The organism is Amycolatopsis sp. lyj-90 (assembly GCF_046549035.1).
Lineage (GTDB): Bacteria > Actinomycetota > Actinomycetes > Mycobacteriales > Pseudonocardiaceae > Amycolatopsis.
In genome coordinates, this window is sequence record NZ_JAJPWP010000008.1 from 143,972 (window position 1) to 156,600 (window position 12,629).

At 68.5% G+C, this 12,629-nt stretch carries 11 protein-coding genes; all 11 read left to right on the plus strand.

The features are described 5' to 3' along the window. The first annotated feature begins 121 nt into the window (after nucleotides 1–121). The 11 genes from hppD to dpgD all read left to right on the plus strand — a co-directional run bounded on the left by hppD (nucleotide 122) and on the right by dpgD (nucleotide 12,557). Nucleotides 122–1,165, plus strand: a complete 1,044-nt coding sequence (gene hppD, locus ACLJPX_RS29590) for a 4-hydroxyphenylpyruvate dioxygenase (protein WP_410604059.1) — start codon at nucleotides 122–124, stop codon at nucleotides 1,163–1,165. Next, nucleotides 1,162–2,262 (plus strand): alpha-hydroxy acid oxidase, encoded by a 1,101-nt coding sequence (locus ACLJPX_RS29595; protein WP_101612852.1) that lies wholly within the window; start codon nucleotides 1,162–1,164, stop codon nucleotides 2,260–2,262. Before hppD ends, ACLJPX_RS29595 begins: the two co-directional genes overlap by 4 nt. A gap of 14 nt (nucleotides 2,263–2,276) precedes the next feature. Beyond that, a complete protein-coding gene (locus ACLJPX_RS29600) occupies nucleotides 2,277–3,701 on the plus strand; it encodes an NDP-hexose 2,3-dehydratase family protein (RefSeq protein WP_101612853.1) in 1,425 nt (474 codons plus the stop codon). Between the two features lies 1 nt (nucleotide 3,702). Next, complete coding sequence (locus tag ACLJPX_RS29605) at nucleotides 3,703–4,680, plus strand: NAD-dependent epimerase/dehydratase family protein (protein ID WP_410603661.1); 978 nt, start codon at nucleotides 3,703–3,705, stop codon at nucleotides 4,678–4,680. Beyond that, complete coding sequence (locus ACLJPX_RS29610; RefSeq protein ID WP_410603663.1) at nucleotides 4,677–5,786, plus strand: DegT/DnrJ/EryC1/StrS family aminotransferase; 1,110 nt, start codon at nucleotides 4,677–4,679, stop codon at nucleotides 5,784–5,786. Before ACLJPX_RS29605 ends, ACLJPX_RS29610 begins: the two co-directional genes overlap by 4 nt. 24 nt (nucleotides 5,787–5,810) lie before the next feature. Continuing rightward, nucleotides 5,811–6,428, plus strand: coding sequence for a dTDP-4-dehydrorhamnose 3,5-epimerase family protein (locus ACLJPX_RS29615; RefSeq protein WP_410603665.1), 618 nt, complete (start codon nucleotides 5,811–5,813; stop codon nucleotides 6,426–6,428). Nucleotides 6,429–6,855: 427 nt separating this feature from the next. Beyond that, the gene (locus ACLJPX_RS29620; RefSeq protein WP_410603667.1) at nucleotides 6,856–8,553 is read left to right on the plus strand and encodes a phospholipid carrier-dependent glycosyltransferase; all 1,698 of its coding nucleotides are present in this window, start codon (nucleotides 6,856–6,858) and stop codon (nucleotides 8,551–8,553) included. A gap of 230 nt (nucleotides 8,554–8,783) precedes the next feature. Further along, entirely contained in the window at nucleotides 8,784–9,884 is a 1,101-nt protein-coding gene (dpgA, locus tag ACLJPX_RS29625; RefSeq protein WP_101612857.1) for a 3,5-dihydroxyphenylacetyl-CoA synthase DpgA, read from the plus strand. Then, nucleotides 9,878–10,540 (plus strand): enoyl-CoA-hydratase DpgB, encoded by a 663-nt coding sequence (gene dpgB, locus ACLJPX_RS29630; RefSeq protein ID WP_410603670.1) that lies wholly within the window; start codon nucleotides 9,878–9,880, stop codon nucleotides 10,538–10,540. The genes dpgA and dpgB overlap by 7 nt, the downstream gene beginning before the upstream one ends. Further along, complete coding sequence (gene dpgC, locus ACLJPX_RS29635; protein WP_410603672.1) at nucleotides 10,537–11,763, plus strand: (3,5-dihydroxyphenyl)acetyl-CoA 1,2-dioxygenase DpgC; 1,227 nt, start codon at nucleotides 10,537–10,539, stop codon at nucleotides 11,761–11,763. The genes dpgB and dpgC overlap by 4 nt, the downstream gene beginning before the upstream one ends. Next, the gene (gene dpgD, locus ACLJPX_RS29640; RefSeq protein WP_410603674.1) at nucleotides 11,760–12,557 is read left to right on the plus strand and encodes an enoyl-CoA-hydratase DpgD; all 798 of its coding nucleotides are present in this window, start codon (nucleotides 11,760–11,762) and stop codon (nucleotides 12,555–12,557) included. The genes dpgC and dpgD overlap by 4 nt, the downstream gene beginning before the upstream one ends. The last annotated feature ends 72 nt before the right edge of the window (nucleotides 12,558–12,629 follow it).

Consider the following 12,629-nt stretch of genomic DNA (forward strand, 5'->3'; position numbering starts at 1 on the left):
GTCCTAAGTGGACTCCTGGTGCAGAAGTGTCAAGCGGACACCATTGATGCCGAATTGCCATGGAGTCATCCTGTAAACGAGCAGCGAATCTATTTCACGGAGGAATATCGTGACTCCCAGCATGCAGAAGTTCGAGATCGACTACGTGGAAATGTACGTCCCGAATCTCGAGGTGGCCGCGTCCGGCTGGATGGACAAGTACGGTTTCGCCGTCGACGGCACGGACCGCTCGGAGGACCACCGGAGCATCACGCTGCGGCAGGGCCCGATCAGACTGATCCTCACCGAGCCGACGTCGGACCGGCACCCGGCGGCGACGTACCTGCAGACCCACGGTGAGGGCGTGGCCGACATCGCGCTGCGCACTCCGGACGTGGCCGCCGCCTTCGAGGCCGCGGTGAAGGCGGGTGCGGAGGCCATCCGCGAGCCGGGCGAGCGTGCGGACGCGGTCGTCACGGCCACCGTCGGCGGTTTCGGCGACGTCGTGCACACCCTGACCCAGCGCGAAGAGGCCCCTGACTCCAAGGAAGCCCCCCGCGGACGGGGCGGCGTGGACCTGCTCGCGATCGATCACTTCGCGGTCTGCCTGAACGCGGGCGACCTCGGCCCCACGGTGGCGTACTACGAGCGCGCCCTCGGGTTCAAGCAGATCTTCGAAGAGCACATCGTGGTCGGTGCCCAGGCGATGAACTCCACCGTCGTGCAGAGCGCGTCGGGCGAGGTCACCCTCACGCTGATCGAGCCGGACAAGACCGCCGACCCCGGCCAGATCGACGACTTCATCAAGGAGCACCACGGTTCGGGCGTCCAGCACATCGCCTTCACCAGTGCGGACGCGGTCCGCGCGGTCAAGGAGCTTTCCTCGCGAGGGGTGGACTTCCTGAAGACCCCGGACACCTATTACGACCTGCTCGGCGAGCGGATCGAACTGGAGACGCACTCGCTGGACGATCTGCGGGAGACGAAGCTGCTCGCCGACGAGGACCACGGCGGCCAGCTGTTCCAGATCTTCACCGCCTCCACGCATCCGCGGAAGACCATCTTCTTCGAGATCATCGAGCGGCAGGGGGCCGGCACCTTCGGCAGCTCCAACATCAAGGCCCTGTACGAGGCCGTGGAACTGGAACGGACCGGGCAGAGCAAGCTCGGCCCCGTTCGGCGATGACCCACCACCTCTGCCTGGACGACCTCGAACGTGCCGCCCGCGAAGTCCTCCCCGGCGAGATCTGGGATTTCCTCGCCGGGGGCAGCGGCACCGAGGCGTCGCTGGAGGCCAACCGCGCCGCGCTCGAGCGGATCTTCGTGATCCCCCGAGTACTGCGCGAGGTGGCCGAAAGCACCACCGAGGCCGAGGTGCTCGGCCGGCGTGCCGCGCTGCCGATGGCGGTCGCGCCGGTCGCGTACCAGCGGTTGTTCCACCCCGAGGGGGAACTCGCGGCGGCACGCGCGGCGCGGGACGCCGGTGTTCCGTACACCATCTGCACCCTGAGCAGTGTTCCGCTGGAGGAGATCGCGGCCGTCGGTGGGCGGCCGTGGTTCCAGCTGTACTGGCTGCGCGACGAGAAACGATCGCTGGAACTCGTCCGCCGCGCGGAGGACGCCGGCTGCGAGGCGATCGTGTTCACCGTCGACGTGCCGTGGATGGGACGACGGCTGCGGGACATGCGCAACGGCTTCGCGTTGCCGGAATCGGTGACGGCGGCCAACTTCGACGCCGGAGCGGCCGCGCACAGCCGGGCGGGCGGGCAGTCGGCGGTGGCCGAGCACACCGCGCGCGAGTTCGCCCCGGCCACTTGGGAATCCGTGGAGGCGGTCCGTGCGCAGACGGACCTTCCCGTGGTGCTCAAGGGGATTCTCGCGGTCGAGGACGCCACTCGCGCCGTCGACGCGGGGGTCGCCGGGATCGTGGTGTCCAACCACGGAGGCCGTCAGTTGGACGGTGCCGTACCAGGACTCGAAATGCTGGGCGAGATCGCCGCGACGGTCTCCGGGGGCTGCGAAGTGTTGCTGGACGGGGGAATCCGGAGTGGCGGGGACATCCTCAAGGCCGCCGCCCTCGGGGCGTCGTCCGTCCTGATCGGACGGCCGGTGATGTGGGGGCTGGCCGCGGCGGGGGAGCAGGGCGCGCGGCAGGTGCTCGACCTGCTCGCCGAAGAACTCCGGAACGCACTGGGCCTGGCGGGCTGCGACTCGATGGGCGCGGCCCGCCGTCTGGGCACCAGGGCCCCCGGCTACGACCCGAGAACGGCGCGACGGTCATGACAAGGAGTCCTCTGATGCTGCCTTGCCTCATCCCGCGGAACGCGGTGCGTCCCCGTGACGACCGCGACCACGCGGACCGCGTCGCGCTGTCGGCCGCGACCACCGACGGCGTGCACATGCGGACCGAGGACGTCCGCGCCTGGATCGCCGAACGCCGTGAGGCCAACGTCTTCCACGTCGAACGCATCCCGTTCGCGGATCTGGACCAGTGGTGGTTCGAGGGCGTGACCGGCAATCTCGTGCACAGCAGCGGAAGGTTCTTCACCATCGAGGGCCTGCACGTCGTCGAGCACGACGGCCCGCACGGCGACGGCCCTTATCGCGAGTGGCAGCAGCCGGTGATCAAACAGCCCGAGGTGGGCATCCTCGGCATCCTGGCCAAGGAGTTCGACGGTGTCCTGCATTTCCTGATGCAGGCCAAAATGGAGCCGGGGAACCCCAATCTGGTGCAGCTCTCGCCGACCGTGCAGGCCACCCGCAGCAACTACACCAAGGCGCACGGCGGGACGAACGTCAAACTGATCGAGTACTTCGCGCCGCCCGACCCCGAGCGGGTCATCGTCGACGTTCTCCAGGCGGAGCAAGGCTCGTGGTTCTTCCAGAAGTCCAATCGCAACATGATCGTCGAGACCGTCGACGACGTGCCGATGTGGGACGACTTCTGCTGGCTCACCCTCGGCCAGATCGCGGAGCTGATGCACGAGGACGAGACGATCAACATGAACGCCAGGAGCGTGTTGTCGTGTCTTCCTTACCACGACACGGCTTCCGGCGCGTTGTTCTCCGACGTCCAGCTCCTTTCGTGGTTCACGAACGAGCGATCGCGCCACGACGTGCGTGCCCGCCGCATCCCGCTCACGGACGTCTGTGACTGGAAGCAGGGCGTGGAGGCGATCGAGCACGAGGACGGCCGCTATTTCAAGGTCCTCGCCGTCGCCGTGAAGGGCAGCAACCGCGAGAAGATCAGCTGGACCCAGCCGTTGCTCGAATCCGTCGGGATGGGTGTCGTCGCGTTCCTGGTGCGCGAGATCGACGGCGTGCCGCACGTGCTGGTGCACGCCCGCGCCGACGGCGGTTTCCTGGACACCGTCGAGCTGGCTCCGACCGTCCAGTGCACGCCCCACAACTACGCGCACCTGCCCGCGGAGAGCAGGCCGCCGTTCCTCGACTTCGTCCTGGACGCCCCGCGGTCGCGGATCCGTTACGAGGCGATACATTCCGAAGAAGGCGGCCGGTTCCTCAACGCGAGGGCCCGCTACCTCGCGATCGAGGCGGACGAAGCGGCCGAGACCCCGCCCGGCTTCGCCTGGGTCACCCCGGCCCAGCTCACCGCGCTCACCCGGCACGGGCACTACGTCAACGTCGAGGCCCGCACGCTTCTCGCCTGCCTCAACGCCGCTACCGCACAGCCTCAAGCCCAGTCTCAAGGAGTCGCCTGACATGAAGCTGATCACCGTCCTCGGCGCGTCGGGCTTCGTGGGCTCGGCCGTCACTCGCGCGCTGGCGCGGCAGCCGATCCGCCTGCGCGCGGTGGCGCGCAGGCGGTTCACCCCCGAGCCCGGTCGAGCCGAAACGACCGTCGTCACCGCCGATCTCACCGACCGTGCCGCGCTCGCCGACGCGGTCGCGGGATCGGACGCGGTCGTGTACCTGCTCCTGGCGGACGGTGGCTGGCGGGCGGCCGAGACCGAAGAAGCCGAACGCGTGAACCTCGGCGTGATGCGGGACCTCGTCAACGTCCTCGGCGACGCGGGCGGGCCGCCCCCGCTCGTGGTGTACGGCGGCGCCGCTTCGCAGGTCGGCGTGCCCCCTCGGGAGCCGCTCGACGGGAGCGAGTCCGACGAGCCGGCGACCCCGTACGACAAGCAGAAGCTCGCGGCGGAACAGGTCCTCAAGAAGGCCACGGCCGACGGCGTGGTGCGCGGGCTGAGCCTGCGCCTGCCCACGGTGTTCGGCGAGACCGCGACAGCGGGGGCGAACCACGACCGCGGGGTCGTGTCCGCCATGGCCAGGCGAGCCCTCGAAGGCCAGGACCTCACCATCTGGGGTGACGGCACCGTGCGCCGCGACCTGGTCCACGTCGAGGACATCGCGGCGGCCTTCACCGCGGCACTGGCGAAGCCGGATTCCCTCGTGGGCGGCCACTGGCTGCTCGGCGCGGGCCGGGGCGATCAGCTGGGCGAGGTCTTCCGGCTCGTGGCGAAGGAAATGGCCGCGCAGACCGGGCAGGACCCGGTGGAGGTGACGTGCGTGGAACCCCCGTCGCACGCGCCCGCGACGGATCTTCGCAGCGTCACCATCGATTCCACCCCGTTCCGGGCGATCACCGGCTGGCGCCCGGAGATCTCACTGCCCGAAGGAGTGCGTCGCACCGTCGCCGCATTGACGACATCAGTTCACGGAAAGGCTCGCTCATGACCACGCGTGTTTGGGACTACCTGGCCGAATACGAGACCGAGCGGCTCGACCTGCTGGACGCGGTCGAGACGGTCTTCAACTCGGGGCAGCTCGTGCTCGGCGCGAGCCTGCGCGGGTTCGAGTCGGAATTCGCCGCGTACCACGGGGTCGACCACTGCGCCGGTCTCGACAACGGGACGAACGCGATCAAGATCGGCCTGCAGGCGCTGGGCATCCGGCCGGGCGACGAGGTGATCACGGTGTCGAACACCGCCGCCCCGACCGTGGTCGCCATCGACGGCACGGGCGCCACCCCGGTCTTCGTCGACGTCCGCGAGGACGACTTCCTGATGGACACCGGCCAGGTCGAAGCCGCGATCACCGAGCGCACCAAATGCCTGCTGCCCGTGCACCTGTACGGGCAGTGCGTGGACATGGCCCCGCTGAAGGAACTCGCCGCGAAGCACGGACTGTCCATTCTGGAGGATTGCGCCCAGGCGCACGGGGCCCGGCAGCACGGCAAGATCGCGGGTTCGACCGGCGACGCGGCCGCCTTCTCCTTCTATCCCACCAAGGTGCTCGGCGCGTACGGCGACGGCGGCGCGACCATCACGTCCGACGAAGCCGTGGCGCACAAGCTGCGCCGGCTGCGGTACTACGGCATGGACGAGACGTACTACACCCTGGAGACGCCTGCCCACAACAGCCGCCTGGACGAGGTGCAGGCCGAGATCCTGCGGCGCAAGCTCAGGCGCCTCGACGAGTACACGGCCGCCCGCAGGGCCGTCGCCCAGCGTTATGTCGAGGGCCTCGGTGACACCGAGCTGAAGCTGCCCCAGACCGTCCCCGGCAATGAGCACGTGTACTACGTGTACGTGGTGCGGCACCCGCGGCGTGACGACATCCTCGAACGCCTCAAGGCGTACGACATCCACTTGAACATCAGCTACCCGTGGCCGGTGCACACCATGACCGGATTCGCCCACCTCGGCTACGAGAAGGGTTCGCTCCCGGTCACCGAGAAACTGGCGGGCGAGATCTTCTCGCTGCCGATGTACCCCGCGCTTTCCGCCGACCTGCAGGACAAGGTCATCCACGCGGTCCGCGAAGTGCTGTCCACCCTCTGACCACACCGAGCACAGGAGCAAGCCGTGCAAGCACGCAAACTCGCCATCGAAGGCGCGATCGAGTTCACCCCGCGCGTCTTCCCCGACGACCGGGGCCGGTTCCTCTCGCCGTTCCAGGAAGAGGCCTTCACCGAGGCCCACGGCGGCCCGCTTTTCCGGGTGGCGCAGACGAATCACAGCGTGTCCAAACGCGGCGTGGTGCGGGGCGTCCACTACACCGTGACACCCCCGGGCGTCGCGAAGTACGTCTACTGCGCACGGGGCAAGGCCCTGGACATCGTCATCGACATCCGGGTCGGCTCGCCCACGTTCGGCAAGGTCGACGCGGTCCTGATGGACCAGGAACACCACCGCACGATGTACTTCCCCGTCGGGGTCGGCCACGCGTTCGTGGCGCTCGAGGACGACACCGTCATGTCGTACATGCTCTCCGGAAGCTATGTGGCGGAACAGGAACTCGCGCTCTCGGCGCTGGATCCGGCGCTGAACCTGCCCATCGACGACGGCATCGACCCGATCGTGTCCGACCGGGACCGGGTCGCCCTCACCCTCGCCGAGGCGGAACAGCAAGGGCTGCTTCCGGACTACGCCACCAGCGTCGAGCTCGAGCGGCAGCTGTCCGGAGTGCCGCTCTCCGCCTGATTTCCCGTCGCCTGAGCCCTGCGCCGACGATCGCCATCACGGAACCCGACACCGTGATGGCGATCGTCGGCGTTTTGTCGCGCCCGGCCGGAGTGCGACTCGGGCGTTGTGCACGGCCGCCGTCCCTGAGGTTGCGAAAGCCACTTTCGCAACCTTCAACGTTGCGAAAGTGGCTTTCGCAACACTCGCCCTGAGACCGACACCGAGGGACGGCCCGAGACGCCACCCCCCAGACCAAGTTCCGCCCGTGGACCGGATCAAGGGCGAAGATCATAATGATCAAGCTCTCTGAGTGACTGTCCCGTTACTGACCGATGGGTGAACCGGCGCCGCCGGTTCACCGGGGGAAGGACGCCTCTTGACGACCAAGGGCATTGACGCGCCATCGGAGCTTCCAAGCCCGCCGGAACCGGACCGGTTCGGCTGGGTGAGACGAAACCGGCGATGGCTGCTCGGGTTGGCCGTGTTCGCGCTGCTCGCCCAGATGGCGATAGCGATGATCACGACGGCCGTGGAGCAGTCCCCGACCATCGACGAACCGGTCTACGTCGGCACCGCGGTGGTCTACCTGGACCAGCACAGCCTGCGGTACAACCCCGAGCATCCTCCGCTGGGCAAGCTGATCATCGCCGCCGGAGTGGTTTTCACCGACCCGAAGATCGACCCGGCCTTCAATGGCCACGAGTGGGAACTCGGCAAGCACGTCGTGTACGAAGCGGGCAACGACCCGGAACAGCTGATGCTGGCCGCCCGGCTGCCGGTGATCCTGCTGACGCTGTTGTTCGGGCTGGTCGTGTTCGCGTTCGCTTCCGACTTGGCCGGCCGTGCCGGCGGGCTGGTGGCGCTCACCCTGTTCACCTTCTCGCCCGACGTCATCGCGCACGGATCACTGGCCACGCTCGACGTCCCGGTGGCCGGTTTCCTGCTGACGTCGGCCTGGCTGGTTTGGCGTGCGAGAAGCCGTCCCGCCCTCTACCTCCCGCTCGCCGGGCTCGCCCTCGGCGCGGCCACGGCCACGAAAGTCCTTTCCCTGGTGGCGGTTCCGGTCCTGGTCCCGCTGGCCGTCCTGTCCGTCTGGCACGCCCGCCGCGCCCGCGGCCTCGACCTGAAGAGCCCGGCCCTGCTGATCGGACGCGGCCTGCTGGCGTCCGCCGGGATGGCGCTGATCGCGATCGCCGTCGTGTGGGTCTCCTACCTGGTCGTGGATCCGGGTCTGCACTGGGAGACGCCGGAGGGAATGCAACCCCTGCACGGGATGCGGACCCTCGTCGAGTGGTTGCCGTTCCCTCAGCCGTTGAAGGACGGCATGCGTTTCCAGTTCGAACTGGAAGACCACGTGTGGCACAACTTCCTGTTCGGCAGGCATTACACGGGTTCGCTCTGGTACTACGGGCCAGCCGCGCTGCTGGTGAAGACGCCGCTGGGCGCGCTGGCGATCTGGCTGGCGGGCGCCGCAGTGATGCTGTCGGTTCGCCGGTTGCGCCCAGCGGCACCGTATGTGCTCATCCCGACGGCCGTGCTGATGGCCACGGCCATGGTCATCGTCCGCGACAACGGCGTCCGGTACCTGGCCTTCGCGCCGATGTTCCTGGCTGTTGCGGCGGCCGCGGTGGTCGTCCTCCGGCGGCGGTGGGTGAAGGTGGCCGCGACGGTGCTGGTGGCCCTCGCCGCGGCCAGTTCGCTGCTGACGTTCCCTTACTACCTCCCTTATTCCAACATGGCGTTCGGCGGCCCGGCCAACACGCATCGGTACCTGCTCGACTCGAACGTCGACTGGGGCCAGGACCTCGGTCGCCTGGCGGATCGCCTGAAGGAGCGCTACCCGGGCGAGCGGACCTGGCTCGTCTACCAGGGCAGCGCACTCCCGTCCTACTACGGCATCGACGCCGCGGACCCGTTCAGGGTGCCCGTGGACCAGGTGCACGGGCTGCTCGCGGTGTCGGACTCCGCGATTCTCGGGGACTATGACGACAGTTCGGGCGGAGGCGGCGGCGTCGGCGGTCTCGGCGCGGGCGGTGAGGTCTCCGGGGTTTCCGGTGCCACCGGCCGACTGGCCGTGCTGCTCGACAGCAGCACGCCGATCGACACGGTGGGCCACTCCATCACGATCTACCGGCGGCCGTAGGGCACGTCGTCAGTCCACTTGAGACGTTCCGTCGGCGGTCATTCGTCCGAATCGTTCGTCCGTAACCGGAATCCGGCTGGGAACGGGCCTTGGACGATTGACCGCCGAGTTCGGCGAAGCCTAATTTCAGGAATGTTCACTCGAGATCCGCGAAAGGTGAGATCGATGCCCGCTGCGCAGTTCAAGCAGCTGTTCCGTAGCAAGCTGAGAACATGGGGGTGGATGTACCGATGACTGCCATTGCCGAACCGGCCGAGGACCTTTCCGTTTTCACCGGGCTGACCGAGATCACCAGGTTCGCCGGGGTGGGGACCGCCGTGTCCGCGTCGTCCTACTCGCAATCCGAACTCCTCGAAATCCTCGACGTCGAGGATCCGAAGATCCGGTCGATCTTCCTGAACAGCGCGATCGACCGGCGCTTCCTCACACTTCCGCCGGAGGGTCCCGGCGGGCAGCGAGTCTCGGAACCGCAGGGCGATCTGCTGGACAAGCACAAGAAACTCGCGGTCGACATGGGATGCCGGGCGCTCGAGGCCTGCCTGAAGTCGGCGGGAGCGACGCTTTCGGACCTGCGTCACCTGTGCTGCGTCACCTCGACCGGTTTCCTGACCCCCGGCCTCAGCGCGTTGATCATCCGCGAACTGGGGATCGACCCGCACTGCAGCCGTTCGGACATCGTGGGCATGGGCTGCAACGCGGGCCTGAACGCGCTCAACGTGGTCTCGGGCTGGTCCGCGGCACATCCCGGTGAGCTCGGCGTCGTCCTGTGCAGCGAAGCGTGTTCCGCCGCTTACGCCCTCGACGGCACCATGCGGACCGCGGTGGTCAACAGCCTCTTCGGCGACGGATCGGCGGCCCTCGCGGTCATCTCCGGCGACGGCCGGGTGCCCGGCCCGCGGGTCCTGAAGTTCGCGAGCTACATCATCACCGACGCGGTCGCGGCGATGCGCTACGACTGGGATCGCGAGCAGGACCGGTTCAGCTTCTTCCTCGACCCGCAGATTCCTTACGTCGTCGGCGCGCACGCCGAGATCGTGATCGACAGGCTGCTGTCCGGTACGGGACTGCGCCGCAGTGACATCGGCCATTGGCTGGTGCACTCCGGCGGCAAGAAGGTGGTCGACGCGGTCGTCGTCAACCTCGGCCTGAGCCGGCACGACGTCCGCCACACCACCGGTGTGCTCCGCGACTACGGAAACCTCTCCAGCGGCTCCTTCCTCTTCTCCTACGAGCGGCTCGCCGACGAGGACGTCACTCGTCCCGGGGACTACGGCGTGCTCATGACCATGGGGCCTGGCTCCACGATTGAAATGGCGCTTATTCAATGGTGACGCGTAACGAAGTGAACGGCGAACTGGTGCTGCGTTTCGACGGGGACCGGCCGCTGTCGGCCGCGGCGGTCGAGGAGATCGACGCGCTCTGCGATCGCGCCGAGGACCACCGGGGAACGGGACCGGTCACCATCCACGTCACGGGCGCCCCGCCCGCGGGCTGGGCGAACGGACTCGCCGTCGGCCTGGTCAACAAGTGGGAACGGGTCGTGCGCCGGTTCGAACGGCTCGGCAGGCTCACGGTCGCGGTGGCGTCGGGGGAGTGCGCCGGAATGGCGCTGGACCTCCTTCTCGCCGCCGACGTCCGGATCGCCGAGCCGGGCACGCGGCTGCGGCTCACGTGGGCCGGCGGCGGTGCCTGGCCGGGGATGACGATCTACCGGCTCACCCAGCAGGCCGGTGCGGCGGGGATCCGGCGGGCCGTGCTGCTGGGAACGCCGATCGAGACCGATCGCGCGCTCGCCCTCAACCTCGTCGACGAGGTGACCGCGGACCCGGCGGAGACGCTGGCCGGGCTCGCCGATGCCACGGACGGCGCGGAGACGGCGATCCGCCGTCAGCTGATCTTCGAAGCGGGTTCGACCACCTTCGAGGAGGCGCTCGGCGCTCACCTGGCCGCGGCGGACCGGGCCTTGCGACGGGAAGCCAAGTCGTGACAACGGATTCCGTGACTCTGCCGCCAGGGCTCGATCTTCGGGCCCTGGCGGGGGAGGCCCACCGGGTCGACGACGGCGTCCGGGCGATGCGCGCGGACTTCATGGAGGCGCACGCCGAGGAGATCTACGCCGAGCTCACCGACGGCCGGACCCGGTACCTGCGCATCGACGAACTCGTCAATGCCGCCGCCCTCGCCTTTCCCGGCCTGGTGCCGACGGAAGCGCAGATGGCGGCCGAGCGCTCGCGGCCACAGGCGGAGAAGGAAGGGCGCGAGATCGACCAGGGCATCTTCCTGCGCGGGATCCTGCGTGCCCCGAAGGCCGGTCCGCATCTGCTCGACGCCATGCTCCGGCCCACTTCCCGGGCGTTGCGGTTGCTGCCCGAATTCGTCGAGACCGGTGTCCTGCAAATGGAAGCCGTCCGGCTGGAACGCCGCGACGGCGTCGCACACCTGACCCTGTGCCGGGACGACTGTCTGAACGCCGAGGACGCGCAACAGGTCGACGACATGGAGACCGCGGTCGACCTGGTGCTGCTCGATCCGTCCGTCCGGGTGGCGCTGCTGCGGGGCGGGGTGATGAGCCACCCCCGGTACCGGGGCCGCCGGGTGTTCTGCGCGGGGATTAACCTCAAGAAGCTGAGCGCCGGCGAAATCCCGCTCGTCGACTTCCTGCTGCGGCGGGAAATGGGCTACATCCAGAAGATCTTCCGCGGCCTGTACACCGACGGCTCGTGGCACTCGCGGTTGACCGACAAGCCGTGGATGGCGGCCGTCGATTCCTTCGCGATCGGTGGGGGAACTCAGCTTCTCCTGGTCTTCGACCACGTGCTGGCGGCGTCCGACGCATATCTCAGCCTCCCCGCGGCGAAGGAGGGGATCATCCCCGGCGTCTCGAACTTCCGGCTTTCCCGGATCGCCGGGCCGCGGGTGGCCCGCCAGGTGATCCTCGGCGGCCGCCGGATCCAGGCGGCCGAGCCGGACGCCCGGTCGATCGTCGACGAGGTCGTCCCGCCGGAGCAGATGGACGCGGCGATCGAGGGCGCACTGGCCCGTCTCGACGGAGAAGCGGTGGTGGCCAACCGGCGCATGTTGAACCTGGCCGAGGAACCGCCTGAAGAATTCCGCCGGTACATCGCCGAATTCGCGTTGCAGCAGGCATTGCGCATCTACGGCGCGGATGTGATCGGCAAGGTGGACGGCTTCGCGGTGGGGTCGCGATGAGCGAAACCCGGGTGCGGTACGAGAAAAAGGACCACGTCGCCTACGTGACGATGGACCGGCCCGACGTGCTGAACGCGATGGACCGGCGGATGCACACGGAACTCGCCGGGATCTGGGACGACGTCGAGGCCGACGACGACATCAGGGCGGTGGTCCTTACCGGCGCGGGGGACCGCGCGTTCTCCGTCGGCCAGGACCTCAAGGAACGCGCGCGGCTGACCGAAGCGGGCGTGGAGGCCTCGACGTTCGGCAGTGGCGGTCAGCCGGGTCATCCCCGGCTCACCGACCGGTTCACGTTGTCCAAACCGGTGGTCGCCAGGGTGCACGGATACGCGCTGGGCGGCGGTTTCGAGCTGATGCTCGCCTGCGACATCGTCGTCGCCTCCGAGGACGCGGTGTTCGCCCTGCCGGAGGTCCGGCTCGGATTGATCGCCGGTGCGGGCGGCGTTTTCCGGCTGCCGCGGCAGTTGCCGCAGAAGGTGGCGATGGGGTATCTGCTGACCGGGCGCCGGATGGACGCGGCGACGGCGCTTCGCCACGGACTGGTGAACGAGGTCGTCCCGGTGGCCGAGCTGGACCGGTGCGTCGCCGAATGGACGGACGATCTCGTCCGTGCCGCCCCGCTTTCGGTCCGCGCCATCAAGGAGGCCGCACTGCGGTCGCTCGACCTCCCGCTCGAAGAAGCGTTCACCGCCTCGTATCCGTGGGAAGAACGCCGCAGACGGAGCGCGGACGCGAGCGAGGGCGCCCGTGCCTTCGCCGAGAAAAGGGATCCGATCTGGACGGGCCGGTAAAGTGCGGACGGCGCGCGGAAACAGGGTTGGACAGGGCTTTTTCCATTGTTTTGAGTGACGGATGGTGGGAGA

Bases quoted from the DNA above. Each gene is read 5' to 3' on its own strand.
- ACLJPX_RS29610 (WP_410603663.1), top strand. From the start codon at position 4,677: ATGACCACGCGTGTTTGGGACTACCTGGCCGAATACGAGACCGAGCGG.
- dpgB (WP_410603670.1), top strand. From the start codon at position 9,878: ATGGTGACGCGTAACGAAGTGAACGGCGAACTGGTGCTGCGTTTCGAC.
- ACLJPX_RS29595 (WP_101612852.1), top strand. From the start codon at position 1,162: ATGACCCACCACCTCTGCCTGGACGACCTCGAACGTGCCGCCCGCGAA.
- ACLJPX_RS29600 (WP_101612853.1), top strand. From the start codon at position 2,277: ATGCTGCCTTGCCTCATCCCGCGGAACGCGGTGCGTCCCCGTGACGAC.
- ACLJPX_RS29605 (WP_410603661.1), top strand. From the start codon at position 3,703: ATGAAGCTGATCACCGTCCTCGGCGCGTCGGGCTTCGTGGGCTCGGCC.
- dpgD (WP_410603674.1), top strand. From the start codon at position 11,760: ATGAGCGAAACCCGGGTGCGGTACGAGAAAAAGGACCACGTCGCCTAC.
- dpgA (WP_101612857.1), top strand. From the start codon at position 8,784: ATGACTGCCATTGCCGAACCGGCCGAGGACCTTTCCGTTTTCACCGGG.
- hppD (WP_410604059.1), top strand. From the start codon at position 122: ATGCAGAAGTTCGAGATCGACTACGTGGAAATGTACGTCCCGAATCTC.